Here is a 17,926-nt window from a genome sequence, read left to right on the forward strand (position 1 = left end):
GCTCCTTGGCGATGGTTATTCGCCTCGAAGCAGGGCTCGGGCAATAGGTGATCTGGCCGCGGAATAATACGGTGTTCGTTTCTTATCGGCAGTGGCCATCGCATTTTGTTCATTTCATGCAAGCGGACGGTTGAGGCACCCGAAGCTGCTGGGTGCTGTCTATTGGTCAGTTGCCGTTCTTTGCCGAGGTGGTTTATGCCTGATATTCCCCACAGCCCGGGCGTCGAAAGTTCGATTGCGTTGCTTCGTGAAGGCTATTCATTCATTCCGAGTCGCTGTCAGCGGTTGCAATCGGACCTGTTCCAGGTCCGGCTGCTGTTGCAGAACACTATCTGCATGAGCGGCGAAGAGGCGGCGAGGCTGTTCTACGACGAGCAGCTGTTCAAGCGTGAGCATGCCGCCCCACGCATGTTGCAGAAAACACTGTTTGGCCAGGGAGGGGTGCAGGGCCTCGACGGCTCTGCTCATCGGCATCGCAAGCAGCTGTTCATGTCGTTGCTCAACCCCGATGCGGTCGCCGAACTGGTGCGAATGAACGAGGCCAACTGGCAAGCCGCCATCGGGATGTGGCAACGCTGTGATCACGTCACGTTGCTGCCCGAGGTGCAAGCAATCCTTACCCGTTCGGTATGCACATGGGCGGGCGTTCCACTCGGTCCGGCGGAGCTGGAAACACGTCGAGATCAGTTGGCTGCGCTGATCGACGGTGCGGGTGGTGTCGGCGCCCGCCATTGGCACGCGCGAAAGGCCCGCAAGGAAGCCGAAAGATGGATGGCCGGGCTGATTGCGCAGGTACGCGACGGGGGGCTGTCGATCGATGAAGGCCGGGCGTTGGCCGTCGTTGCCCGGCATCTCGGGCCGGATGGACAGCCGCTGGATGAGCGGATTGCGGCTGTGGAAATGCTTAACCTGCTGAGGCCGACCGTGGCGGTGGCGCGTTTTATCATTTATGCGGCGCTGGAATTGCTGGCACATCCGCAATGGCGCCAACGTTTACAGCAGGAGGATGCGGCGCTGGAACCCTTTGCCCAGGAGGTCCGTCGTCTCCACGCATTCTTTCCCTTCACCGCGGCGCGCGTGCGCGAGGACTTTGAATGGAAAGGCTATCGATTCCCCAAGGGCACCCGTGTGCTGCTGGACCTGTATGGCACCAATCGAGACGCCAGACTCTGGGCGCAGCCCGAGCAGTTTCGCCCCGAGCGCTTCGCCGAATGGAAGGGGGGCGCTTTCAATTTCATCACCCAGGGGGGCGGTGATACTGCGACTGGGCATCGCTGTCCAGGTGAGCCCCTGGCGATCGCATTGCTGACGAGCGCTTTGCGCATGCTGACGCGTCGAATGAGTTACACGGTTCCCGCTCAGGATCTGCACATGGATGAGTCTCGAATGCCTGCTCAGCCGGAAAGTCTGTTTGTCATCAGTGACGTCAGATCCTTACCGGCACCATAGAAGGATTACCTTCAGGGGTGGGGCGTACGATTCGTGGCGGCCCTGATCGCAGCCCAGTGCTCGATCAGTTCGCGTAGCTGGGACATTTCCACCGGTTTGGACATGTGCCCGTCCATGCCTGCTTCGCGTGCGCGTTCACGGTGCTCGCTGAGAATATGCGCGGTGAGTGCGACCACTGGCGTGCGTGGGCGGTTCTCTGCGGCCTCCCAGGCGCGCAGCTGCGCGGTGGCCTGGAAGCCGTCGAGAATCGGCATTTCGCAGTCCATCAGGACCAGGTCGTAGGGCTGTGCCTTGATGGCTGCCAGTGCCTGTTCGCCGTCGCTGGCGGTATCGGGCTTGAGGTTGAGCTTGTTCAGCATGCCACGGATGACTTTGGTGGAAATGCTGTTGTCCTCGGCCACCAGAATGCGGAAGTCGTTGGGTATCGGAAGTGCTCTCCCGGCGCTGGGCGAAGGGCGTGCCACGCTGCTGCGATGGCTGGCGAGTTCGTCGGCCAGGGTGGCTTTCAGGGTGTAGCCGGCCACGGGTTTGGCGAGGATGCGTTTGATGCCGGCGTTGCGCGCGATGATCTTGCTGGGTGCGCTGCTCATGCCGGTGAGCATGATCAGCAGGATGTCGTGGTTGAGGCTGAAATCTTCACGGATCTTGCTGGCCAGCTGCATGCCGGTCATGCCGGGCATGTCCTGATCGAGCAGCACCGCATCGAAATACTCATGCAGATGGGCCTTGGTGCGCAGCAGGGCCAGCGCCTCCTTGCCTGATGCGGCGGTGGTGACCTCCATGCCCCAGCTGCTGCATTGCTGGGCGAACACCTTGCGGCAGGTCTCGTTGTCGTCCACTACCAGCAGACGCGCGCCCAAGAGCGGACCATTCAGGTCACTGCCGGATTGCTCCAGTGCTTTGGCGGTAAGCGGCAGGCTGATCCAGAGGGTGTTGCCGGTGACATCGCCGGTCTGGATGCCGAATTCGCCATTCATCAACTGCACCAGCTGCCGCGCAACGATCAGCCCGAGACGCCCTCCATGTCCGGTCGCGGCGAGAAGGTCGCGGCTGTCCAGCTCGGCATTGAGCAGGGCCTCGCACTCCTGGGCTTCCAGCGGACGGCCACTGTCCTGAACGGTGATGCGCAAGCGGGTCTGGCCGTCGGCTTCATCCATTGCGGCCACCAGCAGAACTTCACCTTCCTCGGTCTGCCTGAAAGCATTTTCCAGCAGGCTCAGCAGCGTCTGGCGCAGGCGTGTCGGATCGCCGGCAACGATGTGCGGCATCTGTGGCTGGATAAAACTGATCAGCTCGACCTTCTGCTGTTCGGCCTTGGCGCGGAAAATACCCAGGCTGTCCTCGATCAGCGCATTGAGATCGAACTGTACGTCGTCCAGTTCGATCTGCCCGGACTCCAGTTTGGAAACGTCGAGAATTTCGTTGATCAGGTTGAGCAGTTCATTGCCGGAGCTATGGATGGTCTGGACGTAGTCGCGCTGCCTGGCCGACAGCGAGGTGTCGAGCAGCAGCTCGCTCATGCCGAGCACGCCGTTCATCGGCGTGCGGATTTCATGACTGATACTGGCGAGGAAATCGGCTTTGGTCTTCTGTTCGGCACTGGTGACGGCCTCGGCCGTGTGCCGGGTGCGGTGGCTGGCCTGGATCTGGCGCTGCTGTTCATGTGCGGCAAGGCTGAAGAGCAGACCGGCACCTGTTGCCACGCTGAATACCACGCCGGACAACCAGTCGGGATCGAGCTGATTGAAGCCGAGCAGCATGGGCAGCATGAAGATGAAGCCGGCGTCGAACAGCAGCATGCCCGCCAGCAGCAGGCGCGCCGGTGTCTGGCGCCAGTACTGCAGGGCGATGAGGGTGACGCTGACTGCGCTGAGCAGTATCGTGGCGCAGATCAACCAGCTGACCCAGAGCTGCTGCGTGAGAGCGATGGTTGCCGCCAGCGCGCTGATGAAGCCGAGTTCAAGCGCGAGCAGGCGGCTGAACCAGGCTTTGCGGCGCTGGCTGAAGAAGTCGAGGGTGAAGGCCAGCAAGGCAATACAGGCAATCAGGGCCGAGATGTCGGCAATCATCGCCTGGCTGTGCAGCAGCCCTGGCAGCCATAGCGCCAGTAGCCCGAGGTTCGCCGATACGCACGCCAGCAATGCGCCATGCAGTACGGCAAGCCCCAGGTTGCTGTAGCTGGTGGTGCGGGCGAAACGCAGCAGGTTATAGAGCAGCAGCAGTGCCAGCGCACTGAGCAGACCGCCGAAAAGGTAGGCGGGGCGTGCCTGCTCGACCAGTCCGCGTTCATCGAGGGTCTGGAACCAGGCCATGATTGGATGCGATGAGTTCAGGCGAATGTAGGCTTCGCGGGGCTGGCCGTCATTGGGCAGGGAAAACAGGTAGGCGCGGGCGGGCAAAGGGCGTGATTGCGGGGTGCGCAGTTCGCCGGTTTCGACATGGCGTTCGAGCTGTCCGTCACGTAGCAGATAGAAATCCAGATATTGCACGCGAGGGGCGAACAGCCACAGCCAGTGGGGCTGGGCGAAAGTCGGCAGGCTGACCTGCAGCCAGATGGCCTGATCACTTGCCGGGGCGCTATGGGAAAGTTTTTCGATGCGCTGGAACAGGCTTCGCTGATCCAGAATTTCGTTCAGCGTGAGCCGCCCCGACTGGTCGACCAGCAACCGCCAGTTCTGCGGGGCAGCCTGCTGAGTAGGCTCTTGCGTTTCGGTACCGGCAAAAGCGGGGTAAGCGCCTGCTACAGCCAGGAGCAGGCTGAAGGTAAAGGCAACGGCTACCCGGAGTCGATGCACGGTTGAAGTCCCTTCATTGGTCTGGCGACAAATTATAGTCGTGAGGGACTGGCGCTGTAATGCGCGCAACGGTAAAGGGAATCGACCGTTGCGCACCTGGCCTGCCGGAACTTCAGCTTTCGCCTTGCTCGCGCGCGATTGCACGGTAACCGATGTCGTGGCGATAGAAATGGCCATTCCAGTCGATACGGGCCGCGAGAGCATAGGCACTCTGCTGGGCTGCACAAACGGTTTCACCCAGGGCGGTGGCGCAGAGCACTCGGCCTCCTGCCGTGGTGATTTCGCCATTCTGCAGCGCGGTGCCGGCATGGAAGACCTTGCCTTCCAGTTGGGCGGCGGCATCCAGGCCGTGAATCACGGCGCCCTTGGCGTAATTACCTGGATAGCCACCGGCGGCCAGTACCACGCCAAGACTGGGGCGCGGGTCCCACTGCGCTTCGACCTTGTCCAGCGCCTTGGCCAGCGCGGCCTCGACCAGTAGGACGAGACTGGACTGCAGGCGCAGCATGATCGGCTGGGTTTCCGGATCACCGAAGCGGCAGTTGAACTCGATCACCTTGGGCGCGCCGTTGCCGTCGATCATCAGGCCGGCATAGAGGAAGCCGGTATAGACGTTGCCTTCGGCGGCCATGCCCTTGACGGTTGGCCAGATCACTTCGTCCATCACCCGCTGGTGAACGTCGGCAGTGACCACGGGGGCGGGCGAGTAGGCGCCCATGCCGCCGGTGTTGGGGCCGGTGTCGCCGTCGCCGACGCGCTTGTGATCCTGGCTGGTGGCCATCGGCAGCACGTTTTCGCCATCGACCATGACGATAAAGCTGGCTTCCTCGCCGTCGAGGAATTCCTCGATCACCACCCGCGATCCGGCATCACCGAAGGCGTTGCCGGAGAGCATGTCGCGCACCGCTTCTTCGGCTTCTGCCAGCGTCATGGCGACGATCACGCCCTTTCCGGCGGCCAGGCCATCGGCCTTGATCACGATGGGCGCGCCTTTCTCGCGCAGGTAGGCCAGGGCCGGCTCGACGTCGGTGAAGTTCTGGTAGTCGGCGGTGGGAATCCTGTGACGGGCGAGGAAGTCCTTGGTGAAGGCCTTGGAGCCTTCCAGCTGCGCGGCGGCGGCGGTGGGGCCGAAGCAGTCCAGGCCACGCGAGCGGAACAGATCGACCACGCCTGTGACCAGCGGTGCCTCCGGGCCGACGATGGTCAGCTGCACGTTCTGCGCTGCGAAGTCCGCCAGCTGCTCGATGGCCAGTACGTCGATGGCGACGTTCTCGCACTTGGCTTCGGTTGCCGTGCCGGCGTTGCCCGGGGCGACGAAAACCTTATTGACCCGAGGGTCCTGCGCTACCTTCCAGGCCAGCGCATGTTCACGTCCGCCGCTGCCAATCACTAATACGTTCATTGTTATAACCCTGTGTTGGGCTGGAGGCTGGAGGCTGGAAGCTGGACGAGGGTGTCGCTTTTTCGTCCAGCCATCAGCCATCAGCCTTCAGCGGCTTTTTACGATCAGTGGCGGAAATGGCGCATGCCGGTGAACACCATGGCGATACCCGCTTCGTCTGCCGCGGCGATGACTTCTTCGTCGCGCATCGAACCGCCGGGCTGGATCACGGCGCTGATGCCGGCCTTGGCTGCGTTGTCGATGCCGTCGCGGAAGGGGAAGAAGGCATCACTGGCCATGACCGCGCCCGGCACCGGCAGGCCGGCGTGTTCGGCCTTGATCGCGGCGATGCGGGCGGAGTTGACACGGCTCATCTGGCCGGCGCCGACACCTACGGTCTGACGGTTCCTGGCGTAGACGATGGCGTTGGATTTGACGAACTTGGCCACTTTCCAGGCAAAGATCAGATCATGGATTTCCTGTTCGGTGGGCGCGCGGCGGGTGACGATCCTGAGGTCGTCCGCAGTGATCATGCCGACATCGCGGCTCTGCACCAGCAGGCCGCCGTTGACGCGCTTGAAGTCCCAGCCCGGCGCGCGCTCGGCTGGCCACTGGCCGCATTCGAGCAGACGCACGTTGGCCTTGGCGGCGACGATTTCACGGGCTTCCTGGCTGACGCTCGGGGCGATGATGACTTCGACGAACTGGCGTTCGACGATGGCGCGCGCGGTTTCGCCGTCCAGCTCGCGGTTGAAGGCGATGATGCCGCCGAAGGCCGATTCGCTGTCGGTGGCGTAGGCCAGTTCATAGGCCTGGCGGATGCCGCCTTCGTCTTCCGGCACCACGGCGACGCCGCAGGGGTTGGCGTGCTTGACGATGACGCAGGCGGGCTTGACGAAGCTCTTCACGCATTCCAGCGCGGCATCGGTGTCGGCCACGTTGTTGAACGACAGCTCCTTGCCCTGCAGCTGGCGTGCGGTGGCGACGCAGGCTTCATCGGCGTGTTCGACGTAGAAGGCCGCGATCTGATGCGGATTCTCACCGTAACGCATGTCCTGCGCCTTGACGAACTGGGTGGTGAAGGTGCGCGGCAGCTGGCTGCGGCCCTCGGTGGACAGCGTTTCGGCCGCCTGGTCGATGGTGCCCAGGTAGTTGGCGATCATGCCGTCGTAGGAGGCGGTGTGCTCGAAGGCCTTGAGCGCCAGATCGAAACGCTGGGCATAGCTCAGACCGCCGTTGCGCAGGTTCTCGATGACACCGGCATAGTCGCCGGCGTTGACCACGATGGCGACGTCCTTGTGGTTCTTGGCGGCGCTGCGAACCATGGTCGGGCCGCCGATATCGATATTCTCGATGGCGTCCGGCAGGGTGCAGCCGGCCTTGGCCACGGTCGCGGCGAACGGATAGAGGTTGACCGCCACCAGGTCGATCGGGTTGATCCCGTGTTCGGTCATGACCGCGCCGTCGAGGTCACGGCGACCGAGGATGCCGCCATGGATCTTCGGATGCAGGGTCTTGACCCGGCCATCCATCATTTCCGGAAAGCCGGTGTAGTCGGCCACTTCGACGGCGGCGATACCGTTTTCACGCAGCAGCTTGAAGGTGCCGCCGGTGGAAAGGATTTCGACGCCAAGGGCAGCGAGTTCACGGGCAAATTCAACAACGCCGGTCTTGTCGGACACGCTGATCAGTGCGCGACGCACGGGAAGGCGGAGAGTTTGGTCGGTCATCACGGTTTCCATCGGAAGGTAGACAACGCTGGAGGCGGGAGGCGGAACGAGGGTGTCGCTTGGTCGTCCAGCTTCCGGCCTTGAGCCTCCAGCGGCTTTTTAAAGGAGGTCGTACTGCTTGAGTTTCTTGCGCAGGGTGCCGCGATTCAGGCCCAGCAATTCCGAGGCCTTGGTCTGGTTGCCCTTGACGTAGTTCATCACGGTTTCCAGCAAGGGCGCCTCTACTTCGGAGAGCACCAGGTTGTACACATCCGTGACATCGGCGCCTTCGAGATGGGCGAAGTAGTTGTGCAGCGCTTTCTCGACACTGCCGCGCAGGGTCTGGCCTGCCTCGCTCGGTGTATTCAAATGCTGCTTGAGGTTTACGTTGTCGCTCACGGATGTGGTTCCAATAGCCAGTGTTTCGTTCAACAGCGTCATGCGGCCACCCCTGTTTCATCCCCTGAGTCAGGGCTGGTTCGGCGTTCCTCGAAGAAGGCTCGAACACTGGCGCACTGCGCGTCCCTGTTTTCCAAACGATTGAATCGGCTACGGTATTCCCGTGCCCCCGGTTGTGTTGCGAGATACCAGCTGACGTGCTTGCGCGCGATACGCGCGCCCATTACTTCGCCATAAAAGGCGTGCAGCGCGTCCAGATGATCGAGCAGTATCCGCTCGATCTCATCCAGGCCCGGCGCAGGCAGCAGCTCGCCGGTATCGAGGAAGTGGTCGATTTCGCGAAAAATCCACGGTCTGCCCTGTGCTGCGCGGCCAATGAGCAGCGCATCGACGCCGGTGTCCTTCAGCACCTGGCGCGCCTTGAGCGGCGAGTCGATATCCCCGTTGGCAAATACCGGAATCGATACGGCCTGCTTGATGCGGGCAATGGTTTCGTACTCGGCATCGCCGGTGTAAAGGTCGGCGCGGGTACGGCCATGTACGGCCAGCGCGGCGATACCGGACTGTTCGGCGATCCGTGCCACCCTGAGCCCATTCTTGTTCTGTCTGTCCCAGCCGGTGCGAATCTTCAGCGTCACCGGAACATCCACGGCTGTCACCACGGCTTCGAGAATCCGCGCAACCAGCAGTTCGTCCTTCATCAGGGCCGAGCCGGCCGCCTTGTTGCAGACCTTCTTCGCCGGACAACCCATGTTGATGTCGATGATCTGTGCGCCCAGTTCGACATTGCGCCGGGCCGCTTCGGCGAGCATCTGCGGATCACCTCCGGCGATCTGTACCGAACGCGGCTCGGGGTCGCCATCATGCTGCAGGCGCAGGCGTGACTTGCGGCTGTTCCACAGGCGCACGTCGCTGGTCACCATTTCCGAGACCACCAGGCCGGCGCCCAGGCGTCGGCACAGCTGGCGGAACGGCTGATCGGTCACGCCGGCCATGGGCGCGAGAATCAATCGATTCGGAAGAATATAAGGACCGATGCGTACCGCTGACATGAAGATTCCCTGCCTGGAGCCTGCGATCGGGTGTAAAAAAGGGTGTGCATAATACCCGCTCTGCATGGCAGGTTAAAGCATGCGTTGAACAAAATCTGAACAGTCATCAGCTTATAGCCGAAGGCCGGCTTGTCACGCTCGGGCGATGAGCGGCGGGTTGCCCAGGTTCGCGACGGCCCGTCTGCTATTCCGGCGAGTGGAAGGCCAGGCTGTAGCTCACCGCGCTGGTGCCAGGGTCGAGGATGTCGAGGGCGATATGGATGGGGATCTGCGAGGGCATCTGGCGCTGGCCGGCGAGTTCTCCGGAGAGGTATTCGCCAGGCTTGAATGTGCGGCTTGCCAGAACCTGTCCGCTGATATCGGTGAAGCGCATTTCCAGCAGCGGGAAGGGTTGGGCAAAGGAGGCGCGGTTGTAAATGATCGCATCGACTATCAGCGCGCCAGTGAAGTCGGGGTGGCTACGCACGACCAGGTTGCTGCTTCTGATCTGCTCGATATCGACTCGCGATGGCAGCTCGCAGCCCAATGCCGGGCACAGCTGCTCAAGCCAGGGGCGGTATTGATCCTGGCGCGCCAGTTCGTCGAAATTATAGAACACGTATTGCCCTGCAAGCGCCAGCAGGGCGAGCAGGTTCAGTGCGCCCCAGCCCAGCCAGCGGCCCCAGGGGCGGCGGCGGGCCACCCAGTCGAGTTGCAGGGGCTCGTCTTCAAGCTCGAACAGTGGCGCGTCGCGATCCTTGCGTTCGCGCGCATGAGCTTGCGTCGCTGGCGTTGAGTCGGCGGCAGGCCATCCGGAGTCTGCTTCCTCGGGCTCGGAAAGTGAGGGCTCCAGCCGCTCCGCTGGCTGTGGCAGTGCTGTATCCAGCGGCGTAGCAGGGGGCATGACGGTGTCAGGTGGTGCCTTCGCCGTCTCCATGTCCGGCTCGGGAAGCGCCTGGGAAACCGGGGCGGGCACGGGTGCCTGTGTCGTTTCTGCGCCAAGAAGCCGTTCGGCCCAGGCTTCATCATCATCCGGTGACGCTGTGTGGGGCTGTGTCTGTTCCAGCTGAAGCAGTTCGCGGGCCAGCTCCAGTTCTTCACGCTCAAGCCTGGCCAGTTCCTCGTCCAGGTCGAGACTGTCCAGATCGAGGTCGTCGTGAATCCACAGGGTATCGTCTTCGCTGTTCGAGGGCGCCGAAGGCTGAGCCGGCACGCTGACGGGCGCCGGGGCTGGCGTCTCTGCGGCGCTGGCGCGCAGTTTTTCCTCGTCGCTCAGTTGCTGGGCCGCATTGAAAAGCTCCATGCAGGCGCCACAACGCACCACGCCCCGAGCCGCAGCGAGCTGGGCGCGGCTGACGCGAAAACTGGTACGGCAATGCGGGCATTGGGTGACGAAGCTGGTCATGCGCAGGTCCGGCGAAGAATGCTCGCTAGTCTAGCGCATGCATATCGTCGAACGGCAGTGGTGGTGCGTGTTGCCCGTCACTGCCGTGAGGCTCAGTGGTGACGAATGCCGGTAATCCGTACCCAGCCGTCTTTTTCAGCGGTGGGGTCGAGATCGAATTGCGCCGCATAGGCTGCGCGAACCTCTTCGGCCTGCTCGGCAAGGATTCCGGACAGGGCCAGAAGACCGCCGGGTTTGACGCGCTCGGCAATCTGCCCTGCCAGTTCCACCAGTGGGCCGGCGAGGATATTGGCGACTACCACGTCGGCCTGACCGCTCGGCAGCTGTTCGGGCAGGTACAGCGGGAAGCGTGCCGGGTCGATGCCGTTGCGTCCGGCATTGTCGCGCGAGGCTTCGATGGCCTGGATATCAATGTCGGTACCGATGGCCTGCTCGGCACCCAGCAGCAGGGCGGCGATGGCCAGGATGCCCGAGCCACAACCAAAATCCAGCACCTGCAAGCCGCATAGCTGCTGGGCATCGAGCCATTCCAGGCAGAGCGCCGTGGTGGGGTGGGTGCCGGTGCCGAAGGCCAGGCCGGGATCGAGCAGCAGATTCACCGCATCCTGTTCGGGCGCGGCGTGCCAGCTGGGGACGATCCACAAGCGACGACCGAAGCGCATGGGCTGGAAGTTGTCCATCCAGCTGCGTTCCCAGTCCTGATCCTCGATGCGTTCCAACTGGTAATCGGGCAGTTCGCCGCCGGTCAGCAATTGCAGATGCGCGAGCAGATCGCTTTCATTCACGTCGGCTTCGAACAGGGCCAGCAGGTGGGTATGCGACCACAGCGGCGTGGTGCCCAGGTCCGGCTCGAAGATGGGCTGGTCCTCGGCATCCATGAAGGTCACCGATACCGCGCCGACGCCCAGCAGGGCATCTTCAAGGGCGGGTGCCTGTTCCGGGGCGATGGCGAGGCGAAGTTGTAGCCAGGGCATAAAATTCTCGTCTAGAAACGGCTGAAGGCTGGAAGGCTGAACGAAAGGTGGCGGGATTATCCGCTTTTTCGTCCGGCCTTCCAGCCTTCAGCGCTTTTCTCGGCTGGTGCTTAGTGCTTGTCCATACCCAGTTTCTTTTCCAGGTAGTGGATGTTCACGCCGCCCTTGCAGAAGCCTTCGTCGCGAACCAGATCCCGGTGCAGTGGGATGTTGGTCTTGATGCCGTCGACGACGATTTCGTCCAGCGCATTGCGCATGCGCACCATGGCTTCTTCGCGCGTGGCGCCGTAGGTGATCAGCTTGCCGATCAGCGAGTCGTAGTTCGGCGGAACCGAATAGCCGCTGTACAGGTGCGAGTCGACGCGAACGCCGTTGCCGCCCGGTGCGTGGAAGTGCTTCACCTTGCCGGGGCTCGGGAGGAATTTCTCCGGGTCTTCGGCGTTGATCCGGCATTCCAGTGAATGGCCGCGGATGACCACGTCTTCCTGCTTGATCGACAGCTTGTTGCCGGCGGCGATGCTGAGCATCTCCTTGACGATGTCCACGCCGGTGACCATCTCGGTGACCGGATGCTCGACCTGCACGCGGGTGTTCATCTCGATGAAGTAGAAACGACCGTCTTCATAGAGGAACTCGAAGGTGCCGGCGCCGCGATAGCCGATTTCGATGCAGGCATCGGTGCAGCGCTTGAGCACTTCGGCGCGGGCCTTTTCATCGATGAAGGGCGCTGGCGCTTCTTCCAGGACCTTCTGGTGGCGGCGCTGCAGTGAGCAGTCGCGATCGCCCAGATGAATGGCGTTGCCCTGGCCGTCGGAGAGCACCTGGACTTCCACGTGGCGCGGATTGCCAAGGAATTTCTCCAGATAGACCATCGGGTTGCCGAACGCAGCACCGGCTTCGGTGCGGGTCAGCTTGGCCGACTTGATCAGGTCTTCTTCCTTGTGCACCACACGCATGCCGCGACCACCGCCGCCGCCAGCGGCCTTGATGATCACCGGGTAACCTACTTCGCGGGCGATGCGCAGCGCTTCCTTCTCATCTTCCGGCAGCGGGCCGTCGGAGCCGGGTACCACGGGTACGCCGGACTTGATCATGGCGTCCTTGGCAGACACCTTGTCACCCATCAGGCGGATGGTTTCAGCTTTCGGGCCGACGAAGGCGAAGCCGGATTTTTCCACCTGCTCGGCGAAGTCGGCGTTCTCGGCGAGAAAGCCGTAGCCGGGGTGAATGGCGGTGGCGCCGGTCACCTCTGCCGCGGCGATGATCGACGGGATGTGCAGATATGAATTGGTGGCAAGGGGCGGGCCGATGCAGACGGATTCATCCGCCAGGGCCAGGTGCATCAGTTCGCGGTCGGCGGTGGAGTGCACCGCGACGGTCTTGATGCCCAGCTCCTTGCAGGCTCGCAAGATCCGCAGGGCGATTTCACCGCGGTTTGCGATCAGTACTTTTTCCAACATCGCTGGCTCTCCGCGGTTCAAACGATGGTGAACAGCGGCTGGTCGTATTCGACCGGCTGACCATTCTCCACCAGGATGGATTCGATGGTGCCGCTGGTTTCAGCCTCGATGTGGTTCATCATCTTCATGGCTTCGACGATGCACAGGATGTCACCTTTCTTGACGCTCTGGCCGACATCGGCGAACGGCTTGGCTTCCGGCGAGGAAGCGCGGTAGAAGGTGCCGACCATCGGCGAACGGACGACGGTGCCGTTCAGCTTCGGTGCGGCCGGGGCGGCATCAGCGGTCGGCGCGGCAGCAACAGGCGCCGGAGCCGGGGCTGCGGGCGCCTGAGCGTAGATCGGCTGTTGCATGGCCACTTGCTTGCTGTGGCGGCTGATGCGTACCGACTCTTCGCCCTCGTGGATCTCCAGTTCGTCGATCCCGGACTCTTCCAGCAGTTCGATCAGTTTCTTGACTTTGCGAATATCCATGAAGCGTTGACTCCCAGGTAAGTTCGAAGGGTATTGCCGCTCGCTTGTCGAGCCCCGGCATGCTTGTGCGCAGGCCCGTCAGGAGGCAGCGAGTTGTTCCAGGGCGGCCTCCAATGCCAGCCGATAACCGCTGGCGCCAAGGCCGCAGATCACACCTACCGCGACATCCGAAAAGTAGGAGTGATGGCGGAAAGGTTCACGTTTGTGCACGTTCGACAGGTGCACTTCGATGAATGGGATGCTCACTGCCAGCAACGCGTCACGTAACGCGACGCTGGTATGCGTGAATGCCGCCGGATTGATCAGGATGAAGTCCACACCTTCGCTGCGCGCGGCGTGGATGCGTTCGATCAGTTCGTATTCGGCATTGGATTGCAGGTGCAGCAGATGATGGCCGGCGTCGCGGGCGCGCTGTTCGAGGTCCTGATTGATCTGCGCCAGCGTCACCGCGCCATAAACACCGGGTTCGCGGGTGCCGAGCAGATTCAGATTCGGGCCATGAAGGACCAGAAAGGTCGCCATGTATGTTCCTTGTTGTTATGCGCGGTCGTGCCGCTTGAAAGGCGGGCCGACTCGTAAAGGGGAAAAACTATGCATGAAGCGGGGGTTGACTGTCCAGTCATGCTGCAATCGGCGTAAATGCCCGCATTATGGCTGGAGTTTGCCGCAGGGATTGCTGTTCGCTGTCAGCGCAAGGCGTCAGCGCGGTTCAGGCGTTCAGCGAATTGCCTGGCGGTGATTTCGCCGACGACGCGGATTTCGTCCATTTCCTGTCCGTTGCCATCGAAGAACAGCACGGCGGGTGGGCCGAACAACTTGTAGCGATCCAGCAGGGCGCGCTGCTCGGCATTGCTGTCGGTGATGTCGAAGCGGATCAGGCGGTAGTCGGCCAGGCGCGGGGCGATCAGCGGATCGGCGAATACTTCGCGCTCGATCACCTTGCAACTGATGCACCAGTCCGCGTACCAGTCGAGCATGAGTGGCTGCCCGGCGGTGCGTGCCGCCAGCAGTTGCGCGTCGAGTGCGGCGGGAGTCGACAGGGTATGCCAGCTTTCGGCCTCAACGGCGCCGCTGTCTGCAGTCAGTGTGGCGCGTGGCAGTGGTCGCAACGGATCGGAGCCCCCCTGCAGTGCGCCGACCCAGGCTGCCAGGGCGTAGACCAGCAAGACCAGCCCAAGCAGTTGGGCGAGCTTCTGCCGGGGTGTCTTGCTGGTCAATTCCAGGGTGCCGAGGAACAGCGCCGCGCCGGCGGCGAGCAGTCCCCACAAGGCCAGCGCCAGCGACCCCGGTAGCACGCGTTCGAGCATCCACACCGCCACGGCAAGCAGCAGTACACCGAAGACGTTACGTACCGTGATCATCCACGGGCCGCTCTTGGGCAGTAACGCGCCGCCACCGGTGGCGAACAGAACCAGTGGTGCGCCCATGCCCAGGCCCAGGGCGAAGAGTTTCAGTCCGCCGCCCAGCGCGTCGCCACTGGCGCTGATGTAGAGCAGCGCACCGGCCAGCGGCGCGGATACGCAGGGTGATACCAGCAGGCTGGAAACGGTGCCCAGCAGCGCGGCGCCCATGAAGGAGCCGCCCTTGGCGTTGCCGGCGAGGCGGTCGAGGCGGCTGCTCAGGAATTGGGGCAGACGCAGTTCGAACAGGCCGAACATGGCCAGCGCAAAGAGTACGAAGAAGAATGCGAACGGCACCAGTATCCAGGGCGACTGCAGGCGTGCCTGCAGATTCAGCTCTGCGCCGAACACGCCCATCAGTGCGCCGAGCACCGCGAAGCCGCCCGCCATCGGCAGGACATAGGCAAGTGACAGCAGGAAACTGCGCATGCCGCCGGTCTGGCCGCGCAGCACCACGCCGGAAAGAATCGGCAGCATCGGCAGTACGCAGGGCGTGAAGGTCAGGCCCAGCCCGGCGAGGAAGAACAGTGCCACCGAACGCCAGGACAGGGTGTCGGCGCTGTCGCTATCGCTGCGGGTACCGGCGACCGCCGGGGTGCCGTCCGCGGCGATCTGGAAGGTTTGCGTTTCCGGCGGGTAGCAGAGCCCCTTGTCGGCGCAACCCTGATAGCCGACCTGAAGTGTGAAGGGGCGGTTGTCGGGGTTCTGTACCGGCAGGTCGATATCGAGGACGCCGTAGTAGGCTTCGATTTCACCGAAATACTCGTCGGTCTTCTGCACGCCTGCCGGTAGCCGTGCCTCGCCGATGATCACGCTGGCCTCGTCGGTCTTGAACTGGAACCGGTGCCTATAGAGGTAATAGCCTTCGGCACCGATGAAGCGCAGCTGGATTCGTTCCGAGTTGGCATCCACCAGGCTCAGGCGGAAGGCTTCATGCACCGGGAGAAAGTCGGCGCTGTTGTTCAGACCGCCCAGCGTGGAGCTTGGGCGGCTGTCGAACAGGCTTGCGGTGGCGGGAAGGGCGAACAGCAGGATCAACAGACTCAGCAAACGGCGCATGGTCATCTCGCAGGCAACGATGGGGGCATGATACCTAACGAGGCGAATGGTCGCTTGGGCGCAGCGTCGCACTATGGCAACCAGATGATTCCGTCGCGTTCGCTGCAGGCGCGCGCGCGCAGGAACTGGCCGGCACAGGGGCCGGCGACGCATTCGCCACTGTCGATCAGAAACAGCGCACCATGGGTCGCGCACTGGATCAGGCTGCCGCTGCTGTCGAGAAACTGGTCCGCAAGCCACTCCAGCGGGATCTGGCGGTGCGGGCAACGGTTTTCATAGACGTAGGCGACGCCATCCTTGCGCACGGCGAACAGGCGCAGGCCGTCGACCTCGAAGCCTTTGCTGCGGCCTTCGGCGAGCTCGCCGGTTGCGCATAAACGAATCATGCAGGTTTCCTCCGTTGGGCTGCGATTATTACCCAGGCTGGTCTTTTCAGGCAGGATCAGCGTCGATATCGTGGTTTTCGAGTTCACCTGCCGATGCTGCCTTTGTCCGCCGAGGAATACTGATGCGATTTCTACTGCTTCTGGTAATGGTTCTGCTTGCCGCCTGCCAGTCGGTTGCACCGCTGCCCGCATGGCAGAGCCCCGAGGGGCTGGAGCATGCCGATCTGGGCGTGATCATCGACTTGCGCAACGGCGCGTCACTCACTCCGCAACAGCTGCTGGCCGAACTGGCCGACAGCGATCATGTGCTGGTGGGGGAGCGCCATGACAATCCCGATCATCACGCACTGCAGCTCTGGCTGCTGCAGGCCCTGGCGCAGCAGCGCGAGCAGGGCAGTGTCCTGCTGGAGATGCTCAACCCGGATCAGCAGCAGAAGGTTGCCCAGGTGCAGCGCTCCATGAGGAAAGGCGAGCGGCCCGCCGATCTGCCTGCCGCGCTGGGCTGGCAACAGGGCTGGGACTGGGCGCTCTATGCGCCGCTGGTGGAGTATGGGCTGGCACAGTCTTATCCGCTGTTGCAGGCGAATCTGGACCGAGCCGAGATATCCAGCATCTATCGCGAGGTTCCGTCATTGACCGGCGCCCCAGCTGCACCGGATGTGCAGACGGCCTTGCTGGAGCAGATTCGGGCCTCGCATTGCCAGATGCTTCCCGAAACGCAGTTGCCGGCGATGCTTGCCGTGCAGCAGCAGCGTGACCAGCGCATGGCGCAGCAATTGGCCGCCGCGCCAAAACCTGCGATGTTGCTGGCAGGCGCCTTTCATGTCCGGCGTGATCTCGGGGTGCCGCTGTATCTGCAGGGGCAGGCAAGCATGCGTGACCTGCGTGTGCTGATGCTTGCTGAAGTGGGAGAAACGGTGCGGGCCGAGCAGGCTGACTTCGTCTGGTTCACGCCGTCACAGCCGCGGCAGGATCACTGTGCGAAGTGGCGTGACAAGGCGGGTTGATTCGCGCAGATAAAAAAAGACCCGGCAAGAGCCGGGTCAAAACCGTGATTAGCCTGATGAGGAGATAACCTGAAAGATCGACTGCCTGGACCCTTCAACTTACCGGCTGACCTCGCGATCAGTTGCGATAATAATAACAATTCTCATTTCGGTGTCAATGGGCGATTTTGAAAATAATCCGGCTTTTTGAAAGCTGGTCTCAGCCAGTGATGGGCAGCCGAAGCTGGGTGACTTCCTTGTTCAGCAGGTCGATACGTCGAGCCATGCTTTCGATCAGGCTGTGGGCGATCTTCGGGTTGCTTTGCATCAGGCTGAGAAACTGGTCCTTGGGAATCACCATGACCGTACAGGGTGTCGTGGCCATAACGGTGGCGCTGCGTTTTTCGTGCGTGAACACGGCCATCGCCCCGAAGATTTCATCGCGCTGTACGTCGCCAACCTTCTGCCCGTCGACAATTGCGTCGGCATGACCTTCGATGATGATGAAGACATGCTCGGCATCATCGCCCTGGATAATCAGTGCCTGGCCCGCCGCGAAGTGCTGGAAGCCCATCGCAGTTTGAATCTCCGGCTGCTTCAGGCGTGCCAGTGCATCGCAGAGCAGCGCTGTCTGACCAATCAGGTATTGGGTAAAAAGTTCCTGGCGTCGCTGCTCGGCATGGATATGGCGGAATACGGCGTTGCGTGAATAGGGGGTCAGGCGAATCGATTCATCGCTGCGGTAGCGGCAGTCGGGAAACTCTGTGCCCTGACGCAGTCCCAGAAGGTCGCCTTCTTGTAGATAGAACAAAGGTCGCTCATCGACCAGTGCATGCAGCAGCCCGCTTTCGATGATGAACAGCTGCTGGCCGGGCAGTTCTGTGCTGAGGTCCTCGGAGCCGCCGATTTCAATCGCCTCGCCGCATGGTGGCAGGCCTTCCAGCAACTGGGCGGGAATTTCCTGCAGACGGTTTATCAGGCGATCGGCGTAGGCGGGTTGTTCGCCGAGTAGATACATG

15 protein-coding genes are annotated in these 17,926 nt (G+C 62.4%); 2 read left to right on the forward strand and 13 right to left on the reverse strand.

Features of this window, described 5'->3' with window-relative positions:
- The first annotated feature begins 195 nt into the window (after positions 1 to 195).
- Positions 196 to 1,449, forward strand: a complete 1,254-nt coding sequence (locus tag ACYCFC_RS20795; RefSeq protein WP_459654036.1) for a cytochrome P450 — start codon at positions 196 to 198, stop codon at positions 1,447 to 1,449.
- 11 nt (positions 1,450 to 1,460) lie between these two features.
- On the opposite strand, the gene ACYCFC_RS20800 is transcribed toward ACYCFC_RS20795, so the two are convergent.
- The 12 genes from ACYCFC_RS20800 to ACYCFC_RS20855 form a co-directional block, all read right to left on the reverse strand.
- Complete coding sequence (locus tag ACYCFC_RS20800; RefSeq protein WP_459652769.1) at positions 1,461 to 4,244, reverse strand: response regulator; 2,784 nt, start codon at positions 4,242 to 4,244, stop codon at positions 1,461 to 1,463.
- 112 nt (positions 4,245 to 4,356) lie between these two features.
- Positions 4,357 to 5,646 (reverse strand): phosphoribosylamine--glycine ligase, encoded by a 1,290-nt coding sequence (gene purD / locus ACYCFC_RS20805; RefSeq protein ID WP_181082027.1) that lies wholly within the window; start codon positions 5,644 to 5,646, stop codon positions 4,357 to 4,359.
- Between the two features lie 104 nt (positions 5,647 to 5,750).
- Positions 5,751 to 7,355, reverse strand: coding sequence for a bifunctional phosphoribosylaminoimidazolecarboxamide formyltransferase/IMP cyclohydrolase (gene purH / locus ACYCFC_RS20810; RefSeq protein WP_181082026.1), 1,605 nt, complete (start codon positions 7,353 to 7,355; stop codon positions 5,751 to 5,753).
- Between the two features lie 99 nt (positions 7,356 to 7,454).
- Complete coding sequence (gene fis / locus ACYCFC_RS20815) at positions 7,455 to 7,775, reverse strand: DNA-binding transcriptional regulator Fis (protein ID WP_181082025.1); 321 nt, start codon at positions 7,773 to 7,775, stop codon at positions 7,455 to 7,457.
- The gene (dusB, locus tag ACYCFC_RS20820) at positions 7,772 to 8,785 is read right to left on the reverse strand and encodes a tRNA dihydrouridine synthase DusB (RefSeq protein WP_459652770.1); all 1,014 of its coding nucleotides are present in this window, start codon (positions 8,783 to 8,785) and stop codon (positions 7,772 to 7,774) included. Before dusB ends, fis begins: the two co-directional genes overlap by 4 nt.
- Before the next feature lie 184 nt (positions 8,786 to 8,969).
- Entirely contained in the window at positions 8,970 to 10,169 is a 1,200-nt protein-coding gene (locus ACYCFC_RS20825; RefSeq protein ID WP_459652771.1) for a DUF3426 domain-containing protein, read from the reverse strand.
- A 92-nt stretch (positions 10,170 to 10,261) separates the two neighbouring features.
- Entirely contained in the window at positions 10,262 to 11,143 is an 882-nt protein-coding gene (gene prmA / locus ACYCFC_RS20830; RefSeq protein WP_459652772.1) for a 50S ribosomal protein L11 methyltransferase, read from the reverse strand.
- A gap of 110 nt (positions 11,144 to 11,253) precedes the next feature.
- Positions 11,254 to 12,603: an acetyl-CoA carboxylase biotin carboxylase subunit gene (gene accC / locus ACYCFC_RS20835; RefSeq protein ID WP_181082021.1), complete on the reverse strand. Its 1,350-nt coding sequence runs from the start codon at positions 12,601 to 12,603 to the stop codon at positions 11,254 to 11,256.
- 17 nt (positions 12,604 to 12,620) lie between these two features.
- Entirely contained in the window at positions 12,621 to 13,076 is a 456-nt protein-coding gene (gene accB / locus ACYCFC_RS20840; protein WP_181082020.1) for an acetyl-CoA carboxylase biotin carboxyl carrier protein, read from the reverse strand.
- Positions 13,077 to 13,154: 78 nt separating this feature from the next.
- A complete protein-coding gene (gene aroQ / locus ACYCFC_RS20845; protein ID WP_003293162.1) occupies positions 13,155 to 13,598 on the reverse strand; it encodes a type II 3-dehydroquinate dehydratase in 444 nt (147 codons plus the stop codon).
- A 164-nt stretch (positions 13,599 to 13,762) separates the two neighbouring features.
- Positions 13,763 to 15,535, reverse strand: coding sequence for a protein-disulfide reductase DsbD (locus tag ACYCFC_RS20850; protein WP_459652773.1), 1,773 nt, complete (start codon positions 15,533 to 15,535; stop codon positions 13,763 to 13,765).
- Between the two features lie 71 nt (positions 15,536 to 15,606).
- Positions 15,607 to 15,921, reverse strand: coding sequence for a Rieske (2Fe-2S) protein (locus ACYCFC_RS20855; protein WP_459652774.1), 315 nt, complete (start codon positions 15,919 to 15,921; stop codon positions 15,607 to 15,609).
- Positions 15,922 to 16,043: 122 nt separating this feature from the next.
- Here ACYCFC_RS20855 and ACYCFC_RS20860 point away from each other — a divergent pair, with 122 nt between their 5' ends.
- Entirely contained in the window at positions 16,044 to 16,928 is an 885-nt protein-coding gene (locus ACYCFC_RS20860; RefSeq protein ID WP_459652775.1) for a ChaN family lipoprotein, read from the forward strand.
- 199 nt (positions 16,929 to 17,127) lie between these two features.
- Here ACYCFC_RS20860 and ACYCFC_RS20865 read toward each other — a convergent pair whose 3' ends face one another.
- Entirely contained in the window at positions 17,128 to 17,925 is a 798-nt protein-coding gene (locus tag ACYCFC_RS20865; protein WP_181082016.1) for a cyclic nucleotide-binding domain-containing protein, read from the reverse strand.
- Position 17,926 lies beyond the last annotated feature (1 nt).

It is taken from the genome of Stutzerimonas sp. NM35, from assembly GCF_054604355.1.

What these genes read in the sequence shown, in the direction of transcription:
- ACYCFC_RS20795 (WP_459654036.1), top strand. Translation starts at nt 196, where the DNA reads ATGCCTGATATTCCCCACAGCCCGGGCGTCGAAAGTTCGATTGCGTTG.
- purD (WP_181082027.1), bottom strand. Translation starts at nt 5,646, where the DNA reads ATGAACGTATTAGTGATTGGCAGCGGCGGACGTGAACATGCGCTGGCC.
- purH (WP_181082026.1), bottom strand. Translation starts at nt 7,355, where the DNA reads ATGACCGACCAAACTCTCCGCCTTCCCGTGCGTCGCGCACTGATCAGC.
- fis (WP_181082025.1), bottom strand. Translation starts at nt 7,775, where the DNA reads ATGACGCTGTTGAACGAAACACTGGCTATTGGAACCACATCCGTGAGC.
- dusB (WP_459652770.1), bottom strand. Translation starts at nt 8,785, where the DNA reads ATGTCAGCGGTACGCATCGGTCCTTATATTCTTCCGAATCGATTGATT.
- ACYCFC_RS20825 (WP_459652771.1), bottom strand. Translation starts at nt 10,169, where the DNA reads ATGACCAGCTTCGTCACCCAATGCCCGCATTGCCGTACCAGTTTTCGC.
- prmA (WP_459652772.1), bottom strand. Translation starts at nt 11,143, where the DNA reads ATGCCCTGGCTACAACTTCGCCTCGCCATCGCCCCGGAACAGGCACCC.
- accC (WP_181082021.1), bottom strand. Translation starts at nt 12,603, where the DNA reads ATGTTGGAAAAAGTACTGATCGCAAACCGCGGTGAAATCGCCCTGCGG.
- accB (WP_181082020.1), bottom strand. Translation starts at nt 13,076, where the DNA reads ATGGATATTCGCAAAGTCAAGAAACTGATCGAACTGCTGGAAGAGTCC.
- aroQ (WP_003293162.1), bottom strand. Translation starts at nt 13,598, where the DNA reads ATGGCGACCTTTCTGGTCCTTCATGGCCCGAATCTGAATCTGCTCGGC.
- ACYCFC_RS20850 (WP_459652773.1), bottom strand. Translation starts at nt 15,535, where the DNA reads ATGCGCCGTTTGCTGAGTCTGTTGATCCTGCTGTTCGCCCTTCCCGCC.
- ACYCFC_RS20855 (WP_459652774.1), bottom strand. Translation starts at nt 15,921, where the DNA reads ATGATTCGTTTATGCGCAACCGGCGAGCTCGCCGAAGGCCGCAGCAAA.
- ACYCFC_RS20860 (WP_459652775.1), top strand. Translation starts at nt 16,044, where the DNA reads ATGCGATTTCTACTGCTTCTGGTAATGGTTCTGCTTGCCGCCTGCCAG.
- ACYCFC_RS20865 (WP_181082016.1), bottom strand. Translation starts at nt 17,925, where the DNA reads ATGTATCTACTCGGCGAACAACCCGCCTACGCCGATCGCCTGATAAAC.